This is a genomic window from Clostridium beijerinckii (genome assembly GCF_008705175.1).
In the GTDB taxonomy this organism is placed as follows: Bacteria; Bacillota; Clostridia; order Clostridiales; family Clostridiaceae; genus Clostridium; species Clostridium beijerinckii.
The window spans coordinates 5,464,518-5,485,355 of record NZ_CP043998.1 but is presented as its reverse complement, the minus strand read 5'-3'; the positions used below and the strand labels follow the sequence as shown (position 1 = coordinate 5,485,355).

Annotated in this window: 18 protein-coding genes; 16 read left to right on the top strand and 2 right to left on the bottom strand. The window is 28.1% G+C overall.

Annotation, left to right across the window (positions count from 1 at the left end; all coding sequences use genetic code 11):
* The first annotated feature begins 216 nt into the window (after positions 1–216).
* From F3K33_RS24275 to F3K33_RS24220, 12 genes are all read left to right on the top strand, one after another.
* Positions 217–1,296, top strand: a complete 1,080-nt coding sequence (locus F3K33_RS24275) for a mannose-1-phosphate guanylyltransferase (RefSeq protein WP_039770684.1) — start codon at positions 217–219, stop codon at positions 1,294–1,296.
* A gap of 109 nt (positions 1,297–1,405) precedes the next feature.
* Positions 1,406–2,179, top strand: a complete 774-nt coding sequence (locus F3K33_RS24270; protein WP_017212051.1) for an ABC transporter permease — start codon at positions 1,406–1,408, stop codon at positions 2,177–2,179.
* Position 2,180: 1 nt separating this feature from the next.
* A complete protein-coding gene (locus F3K33_RS24265; RefSeq protein WP_017212052.1) occupies positions 2,181–3,416 on the top strand; it encodes an ABC transporter ATP-binding protein in 1,236 nt (411 codons plus the stop codon).
* A gap of 20 nt (positions 3,417–3,436) precedes the next feature.
* Positions 3,437–4,843 carry a class I SAM-dependent methyltransferase gene (locus F3K33_RS24260; protein ID WP_039770686.1) on the top strand — a complete coding sequence of 469 codons (1,407 nt, stop codon included), beginning with the start codon at positions 3,437–3,439 and terminating at the stop codon, positions 4,841–4,843.
* Between the two features lie 12 nt (positions 4,844–4,855).
* A complete protein-coding gene (locus F3K33_RS24255; RefSeq protein WP_017212054.1) occupies positions 4,856–5,908 on the top strand; it encodes a glycosyltransferase family 4 protein in 1,053 nt (350 codons plus the stop codon).
* Between the two features lie 144 nt (positions 5,909–6,052).
* The gene (locus F3K33_RS24250) at positions 6,053–7,336 is read left to right on the top strand and encodes a glycosyltransferase (protein ID WP_039770688.1); all 1,284 of its coding nucleotides are present in this window, start codon (positions 6,053–6,055) and stop codon (positions 7,334–7,336) included.
* A 91-nt stretch (positions 7,337–7,427) separates the two neighbouring features.
* On the top strand, positions 7,428–9,491 hold the full coding sequence (locus tag F3K33_RS24245) for a DUF6311 domain-containing protein (RefSeq protein WP_017212056.1): 2,064 nt from the start codon (positions 7,428–7,430) through the stop codon (positions 9,489–9,491).
* A gap of 26 nt (positions 9,492–9,517) precedes the next feature.
* Entirely contained in the window at positions 9,518–10,486 is a 969-nt protein-coding gene (locus F3K33_RS24240) for a glycosyltransferase family 2 protein (RefSeq protein WP_017212057.1), read from the top strand.
* Positions 10,487–10,503: 17 nt separating this feature from the next.
* Positions 10,504–10,926, top strand: coding sequence for a GtrA family protein (locus F3K33_RS24235; RefSeq protein WP_039770691.1), 423 nt, complete (start codon positions 10,504–10,506; stop codon positions 10,924–10,926).
* Positions 10,927–10,984: 58 nt separating this feature from the next.
* Entirely contained in the window at positions 10,985–12,133 is a 1,149-nt protein-coding gene (locus tag F3K33_RS24230) for a glycosyltransferase family 4 protein (RefSeq protein WP_017212059.1), read from the top strand.
* A 151-nt stretch (positions 12,134–12,284) separates the two neighbouring features.
* Positions 12,285–13,385, top strand: coding sequence for a glycosyltransferase family 4 protein (locus F3K33_RS24225; protein WP_017212060.1), 1,101 nt, complete (start codon positions 12,285–12,287; stop codon positions 13,383–13,385).
* A gap of 73 nt (positions 13,386–13,458) precedes the next feature.
* A complete protein-coding gene (locus F3K33_RS24220) occupies positions 13,459–14,553 on the top strand; it encodes a glycosyltransferase (RefSeq protein ID WP_017212061.1) in 1,095 nt (364 codons plus the stop codon).
* Between the two features lie 110 nt (positions 14,554–14,663).
* Here the strand turns inward: F3K33_RS24220 and F3K33_RS24215 are convergent, their stop codons facing one another.
* Together F3K33_RS24215 and F3K33_RS24210 are read right to left on the bottom strand one after the other, a co-directional pair.
* Positions 14,664–15,797, bottom strand: a complete 1,134-nt coding sequence (locus F3K33_RS24215; protein WP_017212062.1) for a cadherin-like beta sandwich domain-containing protein — start codon at positions 15,795–15,797, stop codon at positions 14,664–14,666.
* A gap of 407 nt (positions 15,798–16,204) precedes the next feature.
* Positions 16,205–17,209: a C40 family peptidase gene (locus F3K33_RS24210; RefSeq protein ID WP_017212063.1), complete on the bottom strand. Its 1,005-nt coding sequence runs from the start codon at positions 17,207–17,209 to the stop codon at positions 16,205–16,207.
* A 265-nt stretch (positions 17,210–17,474) separates the two neighbouring features.
* Here F3K33_RS24210 and F3K33_RS24205 point away from each other — a divergent pair, with 265 nt between their 5' ends.
* The 4 genes from F3K33_RS24205 (at position 17,475) to F3K33_RS24190 (ending at position 20,751) form a co-directional block, all read left to right on the top strand.
* Positions 17,475–18,566 (top strand): AI-2E family transporter, encoded by a 1,092-nt coding sequence (locus F3K33_RS24205; RefSeq protein WP_017212064.1) that lies wholly within the window; start codon positions 17,475–17,477, stop codon positions 18,564–18,566.
* A 212-nt stretch (positions 18,567–18,778) separates the two neighbouring features.
* Positions 18,779–19,471: a YveK family protein gene (locus tag F3K33_RS24200; RefSeq protein WP_017212065.1), complete on the top strand. Its 693-nt coding sequence runs from the start codon at positions 18,779–18,781 to the stop codon at positions 19,469–19,471.
* 280 nt (positions 19,472–19,751) lie between these two features.
* A complete protein-coding gene (locus F3K33_RS24195) occupies positions 19,752–20,474 on the top strand; it encodes a CpsD/CapB family tyrosine-protein kinase (RefSeq protein WP_012060895.1) in 723 nt (240 codons plus the stop codon).
* Positions 20,443–20,751, top strand: coding sequence for a CpsB/CapC family capsule biosynthesis tyrosine phosphatase (locus F3K33_RS24190; RefSeq protein ID WP_017212067.1), 309 nt, complete (start codon positions 20,443–20,445; stop codon positions 20,749–20,751). Before F3K33_RS24195 ends, F3K33_RS24190 begins: the two co-directional genes overlap by 32 nt.
* Positions 20,752–20,838: the final 87 nt, after the last annotated feature.

Here is a 20,838-nt window from a genome sequence, read left to right as displayed (position 1 = left end):
AAATATAAAATATAGTATCATAAAGTGGAAAAATAAGATTTAAAATATATTTTTGTACTAGAAATTTTATGAATATTTAACATTTATATTTAAATAGCTTTGGCTTTTGATAGAACAGAACGCATGCTCAAAATGTATCAGTTTTATCATTTTTTTGTAAAAAGAGCTAATATTGAAAAGTAATTAAGATTATTATTTTAAAGTGGGGGTATCAAAGTGAAAATAACAGCAGTTGTAATGGCAGGAGGAAAGGGAGAACGTTTCTGGCCAAAAAGCAGGAAATCACTGCCTAAGCAGTTTTTAAGTTTAACTGATGATGGAAAAACAATGATTCAACTTACGATAGAAAGACTAAAAAGTTTAGTTGATATAGATGATGTTTACATAGTAACAAATAAGGATTATAAAAATTTGGTTTTAGAGCAGATTGAAGGGATTCCGGAAGAAAATATACTATTAGAACCAGTAGCTAAAAATACTGCTCCATGCATAGGGCTTGCAGCAATGCATATTAAGAAAAAATATGAAGATGCAGTAATGATAGTACTTCCATCAGATCATCTTATAAAATATAATGAAATTTACATAGATACATTAAAGGCAGCAATAGAAGTTGCTAAGGAAGACGAAAATCTTATTACTATAGGTATAACTCCATCATATCCTGAGACAGGCTATGGATATATAAATTTTGGAAGAGATGAAGAGGATATAAAAAGAAGTAATATATATAGGGTAAAAAGATTTGTTGAAAAGCCAAATTTAGAAACAGCGAAAGAGTATTTATCATCTGGAAGATATCTTTGGAATAGTGGAATGTTTGTATGGAAATCTTCGACAATATTAAATAATTTTAGGAGTTTATTATCTGAGACATATGAAGGATTGGAAAAAATATATGAAACTATAGGCTCGGAAGAAGAAGCGTATATATTAGAGAGAGAGTTTTCGAAATTTGAATCGGAATCAATAGATTATGGAATCATGGAAAGAGCAGGTAATATATATACAATTCCAGGAAGCTTTGGATGGGATGATGTTGGAAGTTGGCTTGCATTAGAAAGAATAAATAGAACTAATGAAGATGGGAATGTAATAAAAGGAAATGTAATAACAATAAATTCAAAAAAATCTATAATTCAAGGGCAAGACAAGCTTATAGCAGCAATTGGAGTAGAAGATTTAATAGTGGTAGATACAGAGGATGCTTTGCTTATAGCAAGTAAAGATAGTACACAAGAAGTAAAGAAAGTAATAGAAAACTTGAAAATTTGTAATAGAAATGAATATTTATAAAAAATATGATCAAATAATAATGTAATTATAAATGAAATAAATAAAAATATATAGTATGTAGTAGTAATTATGTATTATATATTTTTTTAATGGGAAAGGATTTTAGAATATGAATTCATTAAAAGAATTATATAATTATAGGGAGATGCTTTTTAGCCTTGTTAGAAAAGATTTAAGAACAAGATACAAGGGCTCTGTATTAGGCTTCCTGTGGACATTTCTTAATCCATTACTTCAGTTATGTGTATATACTATAGTGTTCTCAGTAATATTGAGATCAGATGTACCTAAATATTATATACATTTATTTGTAGCTTTGGTACCGTGGCTTTTTTTTGCTACATCAATTCAAGGAAGTTCAGCAAGTATAATAGGAAGCAAGGATTTGATTAAGAAGATTTATTTTCCAAGGATAATTATACCTATATCAGTTGTTAATGCAGCTTTTATGAACATGTTATTTACAATGATAGTTGTTTTTTTTGCTTTAATATTTAGTGGGATCGGGTTTAGTTGGTATATTTTGCTTCTGCCAATTATAATGATATTAGAGTATTTGCTTGCATTGGGGCTATCATTCATATTTTCAGCATTGGATGTTTACTTTAGAGACTTGGAGCACATACTTGGAATTGTAATTATGGTATGGATGTATCTTACACCAGTATTATATGGCATAGATATGATTCCTGATAATTTTAAACCAATATTTAAAATAAATCCAATGACACCGATAGTTGTAGCATTTAGAGATATATTATATTATAAACAAATGCCTGATTTTTCTAATATGTGGATTATATTGGCGTGGAGTATAGCGTTAATAGTAATTGGATATGTTGTTTTTGAGAAGCTTCAGAAAAAGTTTGCAGAGGAGTTATAGTATGGAAGTAATAAAAATAGACAACGTATATAAAAGTTTTAAAATATATTATGATAAAGGGTCGACTTTAAAAGAAAAGATATTATTTAAGAATAGGAACAAGCATGAAATTCATAAAGTTTTAAATGGCGTGAGTTTAAATGTGGAAAAAGGAGAAGTTGTAGGGTTAGTTGGTGAAAATGGATCTGGAAAGAGTACTCTTTTGAAACTTATGACTAAAATAATATATCCAGACAAAGGCAGTATAGAAATAAAAGGGAAAATATCTAGTTTATTGGAATTGGGAGCAGGATTTCATCCAGATATGACAGGAAGAGAGAATATATATACAAATGCTTCGATATTTGGATTAACGAAAAAAGAAATTGATGATAGAATAGAGAGGATTATAGATTTTTCAGAATTAGGGGATTTTATTGATAATCCAGTAAGAACATATTCATCAGGTATGTATATGAGGTTAGCTTTTTCTGTAGCAATAAATGTAGACGCAGAAGTATTACTAGTAGATGAAATATTAGCAGTAGGAGATGCATCATTTCAAGCAAAATGTTTTAATAAAATGCAAGAAATTAAAAATGATGGAACTACTATTGTAATAGTATCACATGATTTGAATTCTATAGAAAAACTGTGTGATAAAGCGGTATGGATAGATGAGGGATATAAGAAATTGGAAGGAACTCCTCATGATGTAATAGCAGAATATCTAGACAAAATAATGAATAAGAATGTAGAATCAAAATTACAACATGAAACAGAATTGGAAGAAGATTCAGAAGATAAAGAGAATGAACAGAAATTTGAAAATCGAACAGGTAATAGAGATGTAGAAGTCAGGTTGGTTAAAATAATAGAATGTGATTCTAATGAAGAAAAATATATATTTAAACCTGAAGATTCAGTGAAAATAATTATAGAATATGTTAGAAAAAATGATGAGCTGTTAGAGTCAGTAGTTGGATTTGGAATAATGAGAAAAGATGGGGTTAACTGTTATGGGACAAATACTTATATTGATAATGCAAGTAAGGTTAAACTTAATAAAAGTGGAATTATAGAAATATTCTTAGAGAAGATTGAGTTATTAGAAGGAGAATATACTTTGGATATTGCTTTTCATGATGAGTATGGAAAACCATATGATTACATAAGAAAAATAAAAGAGTTTAGTGTATATAGTAGTATAAAAGATAGCGGGATTTTTAGATTAAAACATGAATTTAGAGTGAAATAGATTGGAGGTTGTGATAAGGTATGGATTATTCAGATGATATATATAGAAAAATTAAATTAAGAAAAGAAGCAGAGGAAAATATTAATTATAAGAACAACAAAAATTCAAATATAGATAACGGAAAATCAATATTGAATGAGTTGGAGGAAAATGTGATATTAATAAATTCTTTATGGAATATAGATTATGATTTTCAAATTCGTTCTCATAGAAAGATTATTGGAAGATTACTTGTATTTGGAAAAAAAGTTACTAGAAAACTACTAAAATGGTATGTGAGGGATACAGGAATAGAACAGAATAAATTTAATGCATATATCGTAAAGGCAATGAATTCTACATGGGATTATATAAATGAACTAAATAATATAAATGGAAAAATGTCTCAAGAAATTAATACTGTATATGATAATAACAAAAATCTAAAGAGAGAGATTGAATTGATACAAGTAAAAAATAAAAATCTAGAGATAAGAAATAAAGATCTAGAGATAAGAAATAAAGATCTAGAGATAAGAAATAAAGATCTAGAGATAAGAAATAAAGAGTTAGATGCATTGATAAAATTGACTGAGGACAACATTAATAATAAGATTGGGATATTGGAAGAAAGATTTAATAATAGTTTAAATCATTATAAAGAAGACATTACATATCTAAGATACAGAATGAAATACCTAATTAATAATAAAGAAAATAGTGAAAAAAATAATAGCAACCTAATAGATTCAATTAATAGTGAAATTAAAGAAAGAATAATTGATGACGAAATTGATTATTTTGATTTTGAAAATAAGTTTAGAGGATCAGAAAGTAATGTAGTAGAAAAGCAACAAATATATCTTCAGTATTTTAATAGTACCAATAAAGTGATTCTTGATATAGGTTGCGGTAGAGGGGAATTTTTAACAATGCTATCACAAAACAATATACCATGTAAGGGTGTTGATGCATATCCAGAATTTGTTGACTATTGTAAAGATAAAGGCTTGGATGTTGTTTTAGATGATGCAATATCATATTTAAATACTTTGGAAGATAATAGCTTAGGTGGAGTTTTTATTGGGCAAGTCGTTGAGCATCTTGAAACAAGCTATGTAATTAGATTATTCAATTTATGTAGACAAAAACTATGTAATGGAGGAAAGATAATTGCAGAAACTCAAAACCCAGAAACTTTGGGGATATTTGGGGATTCGTTTTATGTAGATCCAAGCCATAAAAAACCAATACATCCACTACAATTGACTTATATAGCAGAGTCAGCAGGATTCAAAAAGGTAAATAGATTATATCTAAATGAATTCGAAGAAAAGATTCCTTATCCTATTGGAATCGAAAATGATGAGGATGTAAATGCCGCTGTAGATAGATTAAATAAATTATTATATGGACCAAGAGATTATTCAATTATTGGTGAAAAATAAGGAGAAATCGTGATGAAAAAGAAGAAAGTACTGGTGTGTTCAGCTAAAACTCCATTTATGTATGGGGGCGCAGAAATACATGCTGAAAATTTGAGATATAATTTAGAAGCAAGAGGATTTGATACGGAATTAATAAATTTACCTTTTAAATGGTATCCTAATGAAAGATTAATAACAGAATGTTTAACTTGGAATATGATTGATTTAACTGAGGCTAATGGTGAAAAAATAGATTTAGTTATTCCTTTGAAATTTCCTTCATATTTTGTAAGACATGAAAATAAGGTTACATGGCTTATGCATCAATATAGGCCTATTTATGATTTATATGGAACAAAGTACAGTGATTTTGATTTAAACAATGGATTTCATAGAAAGATAAGAGATCAAGTAATAAAGATAGATGAGAAGGCTTTGCTAGAGTCAAAAAAGATTTTTGCAAATTCTAAAAATGTTTCAAATAGGCTATATAAATATAATAAAATTCAAAGTGAGCCATTATATCATCCACCTAAAAATATAGGTAAATATTTTACTGAAAAATCTCGAAATTACATATTGTCAGTAGGAAGACTAGATCCATTAAAACGAGTTGATATTATCATAAAAGCTCTAAAGTTTTGTGATAAGAATATTAGCGCAATAATTGCAGGAACTGGAGGAATGGAAAAAGACTTAAGGAAGTTAGCAGAAAAAGAAGGGGTTTCGGATAGAGTTAAGTTCACTGGGTTTGTCACTGATGAAGAATTAATAAAATTATATGCGGAAGCTTTAGCAGTTATGTTTCCCCCAGTAGATGAGGATTATGGCTATATTACGATAGAATCATTTTTATCAAAGAAACCAGTTTTAACAGCAAGTGATTCAGGAGGAAGTTTAGAATTTGTAGTAGACAACAGAAATGGTTTTATTTGTGACACTGCAGAGGAATTCGGAGAAAAAATAAATTTCCTTTATAAAAATAAAAGAATAGCGGAAGACATGGGAATAGAAGGTTATGAGGCTGTTAAAGGCATAAGTTGGGATAATGTTATAGATAGATTGACAGAATCAATAAGGTATTAGTATTTACTTAATGTTGATGGGTGTTGTAAAGAAGCGTCTATAAGTAGAATAAGCATTAACTAATATTTATTGGGAAGTTTAGGTGTATGATCTAAACAGCAAAAAATTCAAAAATGTTAAATTACTTGAGTAGGAGGAGTTGGAATGAAAATAGCTTTTGTGACTCCATTGTCACCAGAAAAAACGGGAATTGCAGATTTTTGTGAAGAAATACTTCCATTAATGAAAGATTATTTCCAGATAGACTTGTTTAGTAGTCATAATAACCCTTCAAATAAGATAATATCTGAAAATTTTAAAGTATATAAATATGAGAAACTAGAGGATGAAAATATAAGAAATCAATATGATATGATAGTATATCAGATTGGGAATAATGTAGAATGTCATGGAAAGATATACGAATTAGCGCTTAAATATAAAGGAATAGTTGAATTGCATGATATTTCAATTGAAGGTCTTATATGGGGAATGACGTTAAAAAATAATAATAGAGATAAGTATTTGGATATTGTTGAGTATTGCCATGGAAAAGAAGCACGAAGAAGAGCAGAAGGTGCATTTAATGGAGAGTGTATTCCTCTATGGGATGAACCATTAAGATTTCCATTAAATAAGAAATTAATAGATTCAGCAGAAGCTGTTATTGTTCATTCAGATCTAGGTTTTCAGATTGTAAAGGGAACTAGAAATAATCTTAATATTGCTAAAATATATCATCATACAAATGATATATATAACAATTATGACGAACTTAAGGAAATTTATAAAAAAGAACTAGGTATGGGAAATGAATTGATAATTTCATCTTTTGGCTTTGCAACAAGAACTAAAAGGATTCCACAAATATTAGAAGCTCTAAGTAAAGTAAAAGAACAAGGATGTAAATTTAAATATATTGTAGCTGGAAAAGTGGAAGAAGAAATTAATATAAAAGACTTAGTAGATAAATTCGGATTAAGAGATAATATTGAAATAACAGGGTATTTATCATTAGAGGAATTGAAAAAGTATATGCTTGCAACAGATATATGTTTAAGTTTGCGATATCCATCTCATGGGGAATCATCAGGAATATTTCATAGAATTTTAGGTATGGGTAAATTAGCTGTTATAACAGATGAGGGGACTTTTTCTGAGTATCCAAATAAAGTATGCTTGAAAATTAGTATGGAAAACGAAACTGAAAATATAAAAAATGCAATAATAGATATTATTAATGGGAAGATTAATATGAAAGAGTATGAAAGAAATGCTATGGAATATGCTAAAAGTAATTTTGATATAAAAGAAAATGTTTTAATGTATAAAAGTTTTATAGAAAACCCATATGATAATAATTTGTATGATCCGCTAGATATAATTTCAGACTATTTGTATAAGCTTGGAATAGTAGAGAAGGATTTAATAAATTCTTTAAAATTTTAACTATGTAAATAAGATTAAGTAGATAAACTACTTGAATCTTGTTAATTAAAAATTAGTTTTCTATAAATTTATTACATAAAGGAGAAAATATATGTTTAATAAAGAAGACTCGAATAAACGCATTGTTTTTGCATTAGGTTGTTTATTAGGAGCGTTAGTATTTATATGGTTTTATGGAATAAGGGTATTGGATGTTACTTATGATAGCTGGTTAATGGAAGGTGGAGATTTATCACAGCATTATATTGGATGGCAGTTTTTTAGAAATTCAAGTTGGAGTTTTCCGTTTATTGGCCTTATTGATGGTTTAATTTACCCATATAAAGTTTCAGTAATATATATGGATACAATACCAGGATTGTCTATTATATTTAAAATACTATCTCCAATTTTACCACAAACGTTTCAATACTTTGGGATTTGGGGCATTCTGTGTTTTATGCTTCAAGGTGGAATAGGTGCACTTATTATAAGAAAATTTACAGCACAATATATAATTTGTATAGCTAGTTCAATGTTATTTTTACTTTCTCCAATAATGATTTATAGGTTATTTGGACACGCTTCTTTAGCAGGTCATTGGCTTATATTACTAAGTATATATATTATTCTTAATAAATCAAAGTTTAGGGATATAAAGAAAAGTATTGGGGCATGGTCAATAATTGTATTTTTATGCGTAAATGTACATATGTATTTTCTTGCTATTACAATGTTGTTATTACTATGTTATTTAGCAATAGATTACTTTGAGAATAAAAGTATTGCTAGAGTAATAAGTGTTTTGGGTTCTTCAATATTTATAGCATTAATTACATTGTTTATACTAGGAGCTTTTTATGGAAGTGCTGATTATGAAACCGTTGGATTAGGATTTTATAGTGCTAATATAAATGCATTATTTAATCCTCAAGGATATTCGAGATATCTATTTAATTTGCCTACAGCAACAGAGGGCCAATATGAAGGATTAGCATATATAGGATTAGGAGTAATAATTGCTCTAATAGTTGCATTATATTTTGATATTGAAAATGTACTTAAAATTAAAAATGAAAAAATTTCAATATTTATAAAAAATAACTATATTAAATTCGTAATATTTATAACTATGATAATATTTTTTATTATAGCTTTAAGTCCACAAGTTAGCTTAAATGGAAAAATGTTACTTAATATTCCTTATCCTAAAATAATAATAAAATTCTTAAATGTATTTAGGTCAACAGGAAGATTTATGTGGCCTATATGTTATTTCATAGTTATATATGCTATAAGAAAGATATTAAATATTAGTGTCAAAAAACAAGCAATTATTTTTATTCTAATTTGTGTCATTATTCAAATGTCAGATTTATCGAATACTAGGAATGATAGGTATGATCGCTTTTCACATAATATTGAGTACAATTCAGAGATAAAGTCTCCGCTTTGGGATAAATTAATAAAAAACAATTATAAACATATAGCTTTCATGAAATATACAGTTCAAAATGATAAGTCATTGTGGAGTTTATGCAAATATGCTGCAGATAATAATTTAACAATGAATGATGGATATGTTTCTAGAAAGGATTCAAAAGCTGTAAATGCAATTAAAGATGAATATTTACAGCAATTAGAGTCTGGAATATGTAGAGATGATACAATCTATGTGTTTGGTAATGATCAAAATATATTAGAATCATTAAAGGATTACCCATTAAGTTACTATAATCTAGATGGAATTATAGTAGGAATCAAGGAAAAATTTACTGATATGAATGATTACAGAGAAGAACACGAAGAAAAATTAAAACAAGGAATTAATATTTTACCTAAAGAAGATAAGTATATGAATTATGGTAGGGATACAGACAAAGGAAGAATATTGAATCCACAAGGAAGATCCTTTGGGCCATATTCGGAAATTGCACAAGGCACCTATAATGTGGTGATTGAGGGCGAAAATTTAAACAAAATTGTTAAATATGATTTGTGTTACAAGCAAGGTGAAAAAACTATAAATTTACAGGAAATCGAAAGAAATAATGAAAAAATAGTTTTTACATTTAATTTAGAAACTGATATACAGGATTTGGAATGTAGAGTGGTTAATGGAAATGATGAAAATGTTATTTTAACTAAAATTGTAATTAATAAAATAGTACAATAAATCTGATGAAGAGATTGGGGAAGACTATGGGAAAATATGATGGTGAAAGAATAGTAGACATAATTATACCATGTTTTAATGAAAGTGAAGTATTAGATATATACTTCATTGAAACTAAGAAAATTGTTTCTGAAATATATGGATATGAATTTAATTTCATATTTGTAGATGATGGTAGTAAGGATTCTACTGTTGATATTTTAAAAAAATATGCAAAGGAAAATGAATGTGTAAAATACATATCTTTTTCTAGAAATTTTGGTAAAGAATCAGCCATGTATGCAGGACTTAAGAATTCTGTAGGAGATTATGTCTTAATAATGGATGCAGATATGCAGAATCCACCAACTCTTATTGAAAAAATGCTCAAGGCAGTATCAGAGGAAGGGTATGATTGTTGTTCAGCTAATAGAACTAGAAATGGTGATCCTGCTCTTCGTACATATTTTAGTAGAAAGTTTTATAGCCTTATAAATAAGATATCAGAAGTAGACATGCCAGATGGTGCAGGAGATTTCAGAATGATGAGTCGCAAAATGGTAAATGCTATAGTTGCTATGGGTGAAGTACAACGTTTTTCAAAAGGAATTTTTAGCTGGGTAGGTTTTAAAACTAAGTGGATTTATTTTGAAAATGTAGAAAGAGCAGCAGGACAAACTAAGTGGAGTTTTTGGAAACTTTTCAAGTATGCATTAGATGGAATAACAGCATTTTCTACATTTCCTCTTAGGATTGCATCTTTTGTAGGTTGTATAGTTTCTGCATCTTCATTTATTTATCTTATATATATTATTATGAAAACTATTATATCTGGTAAAGATATACCAGGTTATGCTTCAACGATAACATTAATATTATTTATTGGAGGCATAATAATTTTGTCATGTGGTATTTTAGGTGAATATATATCCAAAATTTATATGGAAGTTAAAAATAGACCAATATACATTGTTAGAGAAACCAACATTGATCAGCCTAAAAATGACTATAGATAATGGAAGGAAATAATACAATGATGGATAGGTTAATTTTATTTACAACTAAATTTGTAAATAGAGAAACAATAAGTTATTTAATCTTTGGTGTTCTTACAACGTTAGTGGATGCATTAGTATTCTTTATAAGCAATAAAGTATTTTGTGTTGAATATATTTTAGCAACCGTTTTGGCATGGATATTGGCTGTACTTTTCGCATATTTTACGAATAAAATTTGGGTATTTAATAGTAAAAACATTAAATTAGAGTTGGTGATAAAAGAAGCATTTGCTTTTTTTATTGCACGATTATTATCTCTTGTTTTTACTATAGTTTGGATGTTTCTATGTGTAGAAATACTTAAACTAGATGAATTTATTGCTAAGTTATTAGCTAATGTTTTTGTTGTAATAATGAATTATTTTTTTAGTAAGTTATTTATATTTAAAAGTAGATAAGTAGATAATGAGATATTAATAAAAACTAAATTTTATAGGATTTATGAAGGGACAAAATATGAAGATATCATTAGAACTACAACCATGCCTAAAAAATAAATCAGGTATAGGAATTTATACATACGAATTATCAAAACGCTTGCAAGAATATAATTATATAACATTATATGGAGATATATTTAATTTTATTAACAGAAATAATATAGAAAAAGACATAGATGGATTAAATTTTAATAAAAATATATTTAGCTTATTTCCTTATGGTGTGTACAGAAGAATGTGGAATTATGTACCTATAAGGTATAACTGGTTATTTAATGATCAGTCTGATATATATCATTTTTTTAATTTTATAGTTCCACCTAGAATAGAAGGAAAAGTAATAACTACAATTCATGATATGACCTATGAGCTCTATCCGGAAACTATGGATAAGAAAAATTTAAAAAGAATTAAAAGTGATATACATTACAGTGTGAATAGGGCAGATAAAATTATCACTGTATCTGAAAGTAGCAAAAATGATATTATGAAGTTTTTAAGCGTAGATGAAGCAAAAATAGAGGTTGTATATAATGGCGTGGAATATGATAAATTTAATAAATACTATTCAGAAGATGAAAAATCTAAAATTAGAGTAAAATATACTTTACCAAAGGACTATATTTTATATATGGGAACTCTAGAGCCCAGAAAAAATATAGAATCTATAATTGAAGCCTTCAGTCTATTTAAAAAAGAAAATACTGTGAGTAACCAGAACATAAAATTAGTCATAGCAGGTAAAAAGGGATGGCTTTTTGAAAATATATTTAATTTAGTCAATAAATTAAGTTTAAAGGATGATGTTATATTTACTGATTATATTGATGAAAATGATAAATCAATAATTTATAATATGGCGAGTTTATTCGTTTTTCCATCTTTATATGAAGGTTTTGGAATACCAGTACTAGAAGCGATGGCTTCATCTGTTCCTGTTATTACATCAAATGTGTCTTCACTCCCAGAAGTAGCAGGTGATGCAGCTATTTTAGTTGAACCTAAGGACATCAAGTCTATTGCTAAATATATGAGTAAGGTTTTAGCTGACAAAAAATTACGGAATAATTTAATAAGAGAAGGGCATGAACAAGCAAAAAAATTTACTTGGGAAAGCTCGGTAGAAAAGCTAGTTAATATATATCGCGATTTGTATAATAAGTAGTAAGATATTAAAATTATTACTTAATCTTCAGAAATGATGTATAAAGTATAAATCAGTAAAAAATCATAAATATCTTTAATTTTGGAAGGTGGCTATATATGCCACTTTTTTGTTATAATATAATATATCTTATGTTAAAGGAGATTTTATTTTGAAGAAAATTTTATTAAATGGACTTCATTATGAAAGTCATGGTGCAGGTATTTCTAAATATAATCATATGCTTTTAAAGACTTTCATTGAAGAAAATTATGATGTAGATATATTGGTTAGAGACGAGTTCAAAAATCAAATAAACTCAGAGCATTTAATGTTTAGCAATAAGGATATAAATGGAAGCAAGGATAGAATAATATATGAGCAATTAACAGCACAAAAGTTATATAAAGGTTACGATTTGATTCATTTTCCTGATTATGCAACGCCTATATTATATAAAGGTAAAAAAATAGCTACTATTCATGATATGGCTATGCATACTATGAGAGATAAGCGTACATTTATGCAAAATGTGACTAAAAACATATTATTATGGAATACTATTGCTCATGCAGACAAACTTATTTGTGTTTCGGAATTTTCAAAAAGGGAGCTTTTAAATTATTATCCTAAGATAGAAAATAAAATTGAAGTTATTTATGAGGGCATTGAAATACCTAAAGTTCATATAGGTTATGATGAAGAAGTTAAAATATTAAAAAGATTTGATATATTATGTAACAAGTTCATTTTATATGTTGGAACTATAGCTCCACATAAAAATATTAAAAAACTAATTCAAGGATTTAATTACATAAAAGATAAAATTCCAGAATATAAACTTGTCATTGCAGGAAAAAAAGGGTGGATGTATGATGAGGTATTTAATGAGGTTGCAATATTAGGGATTCAAGATAAAGTTGTTTTTACGGATTTTGTTGGTAATATGGAACTTGAAGTATTATATAAAAATGCAGATTTATTTGTATCAGTATCATTATACGAAGGGTTTGGATTTCCACCATTAGAAGCCATGGGGAGAGCGATACCTGTGCTTGTCTCAGATATAGAAATTTTTAAAGAAATCTGTTTTGATGCAGCAATGTATTGCAATCCTAATGAATTAGAAGATATAGGACATAAAATTATACAAATATTACATAGTAAAAATCTTCAAGAAGAATTAATTAAAAAAGCTAATGAGAGAATAAAATCATTTGATTGGAAAAAGACTGCAAAGAAAACTTATTCTTTGTATTTAGATACATTATAATAAAAATTCATATATTAAAAAAATAGATAACTAGCATATAATACATAATGTAATAACAAGGAGAATTATTTTTATGAAAGTAGCAATAGTTCATGAATGGCTTACTATATATGGTGGATCAGAAAGAGTTACTGAAATTTTTCACGAAATTTTTCCGGAAGCACCTATTTATTGTTTAGTTTATGATAAGAAAACTATGCCTGATAGATTCAGAAATTACGATATAAGGACTACATTTGTTCAAAAACTTCCTTTCTCTAAAAAACGATACAAGGATTATCTGCCTTTAATGCCGATGGCTTTTGAAGAATTAGATTTAACAGAATATGATTTAATTATAAGTTCATCTACAGCTTGCGCTAAAGGAGTTATAACAAGATCGGACGCAGTACATATTTGTTATTGTCATACTCCTACAAGATATCTTTGGGAATTTTACTATGAGTATACAAGGAACATGGGTAAGCTTAAAAAACTTATTATTTCTATGTTTATTCATAAATTAAGAATGTGGGATAGGTTAGCAGCTGATAGGGTAGATTATTTTATTGCTAATTCTAATTATATTGCAGGGCGAATTTCTAAATACTATAGGAGGAAATCGAAAGTTATATTTCCACCTGTTAACACCCATTTATACAATATTAATGATAAAAATGAGGAATATTATTTAATTGTATCTAGATTAGTCACATATAAGAAGGTTGATTTAGCAGTGGAAGCCTTCAATAAGTTGGGATTACCTTTAATTATTATTGGAGATGGACCAGAACGTAGATATATAGAGAAGATAGCAAGCTCTAATATTAAATTTTTAGGTAGATTGACTGATGAAGAAATTAGAGAATACTATAGTAAGTGTAAGGCTTTTATATTCCCAGGGGAAGAGGACTTTGGACTTACTCCTGTTGAATGCCAAGCATCAGGAAGACCTGTTATAGCATATAAGAAGGGAGGAGCTTTAGATACTGTATTGGATGAAAAGACGGGTATACTTTTTAGGGAACAGAGTGTTGAATCATTAATTAAGGCAGTAGAGAAGTTTGAAAAATATGGAGTTGAATATGATAGGCAACAGATAAAGGAATATAGCGAAAAATTCTCTGTTGATAGATTCAAAAAAGAATTTAAGGATTATGTTAATAAGGTTATAAATAATAGAATATAAGGTTGAGTAGATAGTTTGTTTCTTTATTTCTACACAAAACTATCTACGTTCCCAATCTATCTCTTGTATCATGCACAAGATTAGCTGCTAGTTTTTTTATTTTAAAAGGATTATTTAGTATAAGTCCCATCAGGACCTAATTTATATCCATCAATTGTGGTATTTTTAGCCATAGTTCCTGATTCTCTTAGATAATACCATTTTCCAGAAGAATCTTTTATCCAGCCTGTTTTCATTGCGCCACTTGCATCAAAGTAATACCAGTCATTTCCGATTAATGTCCACCCTACAGCTAGGGTGCCATCAGCTTTTCTATATTGCCAGCAAGCTTCTGCTTGTACAGTTTGAGAGTTCTGATTAGTTGCAGTAGTGTTATTATTTGAAACTACTTGCGAACTGTTTCCTCTTGTCACAACTAAATAGTATTCTCTAGTTTTATGATCAGAATTTATAATTCTAATTTTTATAATATTTTTTCCTTCATCTAAAGATACGAGTCTAGTATCTTTATCATCACTAGGATCTAAATCTTTGTCATTAATTGATAATTTATAGCTTTGTTGTTCCGGAACAGCTTTAACATTAATGTAAGATATATTTTCATCAACATTTATATTTTGCACAGGTTCTGTCTTATCAAAAGAGAAATCGATTTTATTATTGTTAGGATCAAATAAAACTAATCGATTTAAGTAAATATCGTCATAGTTTTTTAGAGTTATTGTATTATCATCTGTAGTTTCTTCAGTATTGGCATCAATAATATTATCTTCATCATTCATTGCTCTTTCTACAACAAGTTCATATTCTAGGGAATAATTGCTATCAGAGGCGTTTTTAGAATCATAAAGTCTTATATAAATAGTCTTGCTTTGACCTTCCGCGATATTTATTTTACCATAGATATCACTTAGCTTTATATTTTCATTTCCAACAAAGACTCTTATATCAGCGGCCTTAGTTTCAATGGTGCTCAAGTTAAAGCTAGTTTTATTAGAAGGAATTTTTGAATATATAACTACTGGAATTTTGTCGCCTTTTTTTACTCTATAATCTCCTTTGCGAGTTATACTATTGTATATTGACAAAATAGAGCCTTCTGATGTTAGATCTAAAGATGTTATTTCATCTCCAGAGTATGCATAAGCGCATTTTTCTCCTATGCTCATAGTTGATGGCATCCATGTATAAAAAGCTGTACTTATAACGGTAAATATAATAATTTTTTTTGCATTTTTGTTCATGATAAATCGCCTCCACAATAATTATGTATTCGATTAAATTATACCATTTTATATATATTCTATAAATACTAAAATATTACAATATATTATCTTATGAAAATTTATAAGGGACATGAAAGAAAATAACGAGTTAAAAATGCAATGATTATTTTTCATCAGACAATAAAGCAGATTGATCTCATAGCGGGTCTATTAGAACAATCTGCTGAAGCAGTATGATGAAAAATAGGCTTGGCAGATTGACTTGTTATTTTTTGAATGTCTCTAAATTAAAGCAGCTAGTTTCTTTAATTAAACTAGCTGCTTTGCTTATAGTATATAATTTTATTTTTCGATATATGTTGCAATTAATCTTATACATCTCAGTATTAATTTAGTACTTAGCTTACTAAAGTTTTAAGTTAATATTAATTTAAAACTCTACCAAAATATTTCATATTTGAGGTGCTTAACTTACTTATTTTAACGACATCGCCAGTATGGGGAGCTTGAATATACATATCATATCCTATGTACATACCTACATGAGTTGAATCTGAAACTTTATTGAAGACTAAATCCCCAGGTTTAATTTCTGCCATGCTAATAGGCTTGGCAAAACTTTGCTGTTCTTGTGATGTTCTTGGTATAGCGATCCCTTTAGAATTAAAGACATACTGCATAAGTCCGGAGCAATCAAACCCTTCAGGAGATTCCCCTCCCCACAAATATGGAACTTTCAAATATTTCTCTGCTTCTTCTATAACTCCTTTAGCCTGATCTGTAATATCAGAAGGTAATGTTACAGGAATAGTGATTCCTATATCCCCTGTTAATAGTGCGTTATTATCTTGTACATATTTTAAGAGAGTATCTTTTTTATCTTCCAAGTCCTTAATTTGTTTTTCGACATCATCTTTATCAGTTTGTAATTCTTGATTTTCTTTTTCTATAGTGGTTTTAATGTTTAAAAGATTGTCTTCTGATTTTTTTGTTTCTAAAATTAAATCTTTATCGCTTGTACAAATTTGAGAAATCAATGACACTCTTTTTAATGCATCTAAAATATCACCTGAAGAAAATAAGGCGTCTAAATATTGTAATGGTGTAGCTTCAAAGCCTCCATTGAATTGAATGCCCTTTAATCGTTCAGATAACTGGTTTTCTCTTTCAGTAAATTGTGTTTGGGTTAAATCAAGCTTAACTTGGTTATCTTTTATATCATTTTCTTTTTCAAGAATTTGCTCTTTTAGTTGATTTAACTTACCCATGTTATATTCAATTTCGTTATCGTATTCCTGTATGTTTTGTATAGCTTGTTCAAGCGTTAGATTACTATCATTAGGGTCCGCCAATGCTGGTACTGAGTTGCATATTGACGTAATAAGTAGCGCTGAAGCCACTATCGCCCCAATTCTATTATTTTTTTTCATCTTATCCTCCTTTATGCCTACTCTATAGATATGGTTTTTGTAAAGTAGAATAGATTATTTAATATTATCCGATAACTTATATTATACTACAAACAACTTACAAAATAATTGCAATTTATTAAGATTTTATTAAAATGTTAAGGTAAATGGTTCCAGAGCATAATTATTTTATTTAAATTTATTAATATGGAAAGGTTTATTGGAATTTCTTGTTTTAAGCATATGATTTATAGGATATAATAATTACTAGAAGGGGGAATAAGATGTGAATTTCTTAAGAGAACTATTTAAAAAAGATATAGTCAGAAGAATTTGCGTTCTTCTTATTATTGTATTTTTTATGTATATATTAAGATCAATGCTTAATCTATTTTTACTTACATTTTTCTTTACATATATTGCATACAGTCTACAAGTAGGAATTACGAAACGGTTAGATAAGTTTATAAAGGTGAAACCGATAATAGTAACATTATTTTTATACATATTCATGACATCTATTATTATCTTTGCAAGTTATAGGTATATACCAATAATTATTAGACAGCTTACAGAGATTGGGATGAAAATATCTAGATTTGATTTTAGAGATATTGGTGGGGAAGTTTTATCTACGTACATTGTACCATACTTTGGAAAGGTTGATTTCATGTCATTTTTTAAGAATTCTGAAATAAATGATTTATTGAAATTTGATCAATTTTTGAAATATGCTTCAAATATAGGTACTTGGAGTTTTAATATATTTGTGTCTTTAATATTAAGCCTCTTTTTTATGGTTGAAAGAGAGAAAATCAAAGAATTTTTCTCAGAGTTTCAAGATAGTAAGATTGCCATATTATATAGGTATACAAAAGATTTTGGAATAAATTTTTTGAATTCATTTGGAAAAGTAATTCAAGCTCAAATAATTATTGCATTTGTTAATAGTATTTTATCTGTTATATCTCTTTTTGCATTGGGATTTCCGCAAGTTTTAGGCCTTGGAGTTATGATTTTCTTATTTAGCCTAGTCCCAGTCGCAGGAACAATTGCATCGTTAATACCTTTAAGTATAATAGCATACACAGTTGGCGGTTTTAAAATGATTTTATATATTCTTATAATTATCGCAGTTTTACATGCACTTGAGAGTTATGTATTGAACCCTAGGTTTATGGCAGATAAAACTGAATTGCCAGTCTTTGTCGTATTTATTACACTTTTAGTATCAGAGCATTTTATGGGAGTCTGGGGGTTATTACTTGGAGTGCCTCTTTTAATGTTTGTATTAGATTTGTTGAATATCAAACCAAGATCTAAAAATGGAAAGCATAGAAAACTTGTGACACTTAAGAAAAAACGCATTGTTGAGTAAAATTACTCCCTAAAACTTTAGAAGGAAATATCTTAGCTAGGTTAAAACTATTGGTTTTAGCCTAGTTTTTATTTTTAAAAGTAATTTTAGTGGAAATTTTCCATTAGGATTTTTTTATTTTAAAAATATGAATGAAAGAGAAGGAAATTACTAAAAATATAATTATTGTATTTAGGACTATTGAAAAATTTATTGTATATGGAGAAGTTTAAATGATGAATAACGATATTATAAGAATTGATGAAATAGCAAATCCAATAATAAAAAGATGGAAAATGATACTCTTAGTAACATTAGCAACGACATTGTTAGCTTTAATTATAAGTTATTTTATAATTCCACCTAAATATGAAGCAAATACTAAAGTCTTTATAGGAAAAGAAAATACTAATGGTCAGGATCAAAACTATAGCACTAATGATGTACAAATGTATCAAAAACTGATAAAGACTTATGCAGAAATAATAAAGACCAATGATTTAGTACAAAGGGCCATAGACTCAAGTGATATAAACTTAAATTCAGAAAATGTTCTTGATAATTTATCAGTTACGCCAAGAACGGATACACAAATATTGGAGATTAGTTACGTGAGTGCGAACCAAGCATTAGCTGGGGATGTAGTGAATTCAGTTACAAATGAGTTTATAAAATCATCTAGAGAGTTTATACCAAATGGTAACGTAAAGGTTGTAGAAAGTGTTAAGGTACCTCAAAAACCAGTCAGTCCAAATAAAAAGATGTATATAGGAGTCGGCCTTTTGCTTGGTCTGATAGGCAGTGTCGGAGCAAGTTTCTTATTAGAGTTCTTTAATAATACTTTTAAAACTAGGGAAGAAATAGAGGAGATTTTAGGATTACCAGTTCTAGGCGTTATTCCTGACTTATTTAAAGAAGGTAAGTGATGTGAATTAACAGGAAAAGCGGAGATAGAAATCCTATTTTTTATCAATTAATGTGCTAGATAATTGAAATAAATCATCTACTCTTAAAAAATGAAGGTTATGTTAATAAATTATTTGTAAACAAATGCAAGTTGTACTTTGTGATTATTAATGTAGCAAATTTATTTTGATGTTAGGAAGGTGTGAAATCATGTCGTTACTAGAGAAAATAAAAGGCTATACACTAGAAATAATGAAAAGATATAAATTAGAAGAAGCGAGGAGTTATAAAGCAGATAGAATGAAAAGATATAAATTAGAGAAAACAGTAGTTGATAATAGAATTCATGCCGGCTTCATAGTAGAAGATAAACCTAAATCTATAGTTGCAGAAGCTTATAGAACATTGAGAACTAATATACAATATTCTTCCTTTGATAAGGAAATAAGAACAATAGCTGTTACTAGTGCAGAAATGGCAGAGGGAAAATCAACAGTTGCAGGAAATATTGCTGCATCTTTTGCTCAAAATGAAAAGAAAGTGATACTAGTAGATTGCGATTTACGAAAACCCTCAGTTCATAAAAATTTTAAAGTCTCAAATTTGATTGGGCTTTCTGAAGTTCTTCTTGGAAAGGCTGCCATTGAAGAAGCAGTACAAAAAAGGAATGATAATTTCTATTTTTTAACATCAGGGAAGATTCCACCAAATCCATCAGAAATGTTATCATCTTCTGCTATGAGCAATTTAATAGAAAGATTAAAAGTAGAATTCAATATAGTGGTTTTGGATACGGCACCGCTTAAAGCAGTTACAGATGCACAAATATTATCCACAAAGGTAGATGGGACTATTTTAGTTATAAGGGCGGGAGAAACGAAAAGAGATATAGTAATGGATGCAAAAAATCTTTTGGATAAAGTGGGAGCTAATATTATAGGAACAGTATTGCATGCGGTGGAGAATACAAGAGGAAAATATTCTTATTATTATGGAAATGATGAAGACAAGGATAATTTATAGTGAACAAATGTTAGTTTATAGAAAAACTACACATATATTTTTAGAGAATAATATATATAATTTTATTGGTTCTGATGCTCATGACATAGATAACAGAACTACTGGCATCAGAAAAGCTATAAATACATTAGATAATAATAATAATGAAATAATAAATAAAAATATCTTTGAAGAGAGCTCTGAAAAGCTGATCAATAATGAGGTTATAAATTTCGTTGGAAAAAAAGTTAAGATAAAGAAATCAATATTTTCGTTTTTTAAAACTAAGACAAAGTAATCAGGATTTCAAATCATAACAACACAAATAGCTTAAGAATATAGTGGAGGAGAATCCTATTTAAAATGCCGCTGCTTTGAATAGTGA

Excerpts from the sequence above, each read along its gene's own strand:
- F3K33_RS24270 (WP_017212051.1), top strand. The coding sequence starts at position 1,406 with ATGAATTCATTAAAAGAATTATATAATTATAGGGAGATGCTTTTTAGC.
- F3K33_RS24265 (WP_017212052.1), top strand. The coding sequence starts at position 2,181 with ATGGAAGTAATAAAAATAGACAACGTATATAAAAGTTTTAAAATATAT.
- F3K33_RS24260 (WP_039770686.1), top strand. The coding sequence starts at position 3,437 with ATGGATTATTCAGATGATATATATAGAAAAATTAAATTAAGAAAAGAA.
- F3K33_RS24255 (WP_017212054.1), top strand. The coding sequence starts at position 4,856 with ATGAAAAAGAAGAAAGTACTGGTGTGTTCAGCTAAAACTCCATTTATG.
- F3K33_RS24250 (WP_039770688.1), top strand. The coding sequence starts at position 6,053 with ATGAAAATAGCTTTTGTGACTCCATTGTCACCAGAAAAAACGGGAATT.
- F3K33_RS24245 (WP_017212056.1), top strand. The coding sequence starts at position 7,428 with ATGTTTAATAAAGAAGACTCGAATAAACGCATTGTTTTTGCATTAGGT.
- F3K33_RS24240 (WP_017212057.1), top strand. The coding sequence starts at position 9,518 with ATGGGAAAATATGATGGTGAAAGAATAGTAGACATAATTATACCATGT.
- F3K33_RS24235 (WP_039770691.1), top strand. The coding sequence starts at position 10,504 with ATGATGGATAGGTTAATTTTATTTACAACTAAATTTGTAAATAGAGAA.
- F3K33_RS24230 (WP_017212059.1), top strand. The coding sequence starts at position 10,985 with ATGAAGATATCATTAGAACTACAACCATGCCTAAAAAATAAATCAGGT.
- F3K33_RS24220 (WP_017212061.1), top strand. The coding sequence starts at position 13,459 with ATGAAAGTAGCAATAGTTCATGAATGGCTTACTATATATGGTGGATCA.
- F3K33_RS24215 (WP_017212062.1), bottom strand. The coding sequence starts at position 15,797 with ATGAACAAAAATGCAAAAAAAATTATTATATTTACCGTTATAAGTACA.
- F3K33_RS24210 (WP_017212063.1), bottom strand. The coding sequence starts at position 17,209 with ATGAAAAAAAATAATAGAATTGGGGCGATAGTGGCTTCAGCGCTACTT.
- F3K33_RS24200 (WP_017212065.1), top strand. The coding sequence starts at position 18,779 with ATGATGAATAACGATATTATAAGAATTGATGAAATAGCAAATCCAATA.
- F3K33_RS24195 (WP_012060895.1), top strand. The coding sequence starts at position 19,752 with ATGAAAAGATATAAATTAGAGAAAACAGTAGTTGATAATAGAATTCAT.
- F3K33_RS24190 (WP_017212067.1), top strand. The coding sequence starts at position 20,443 with ATGGAAATGATGAAGACAAGGATAATTTATAGTGAACAAATGTTAGTT.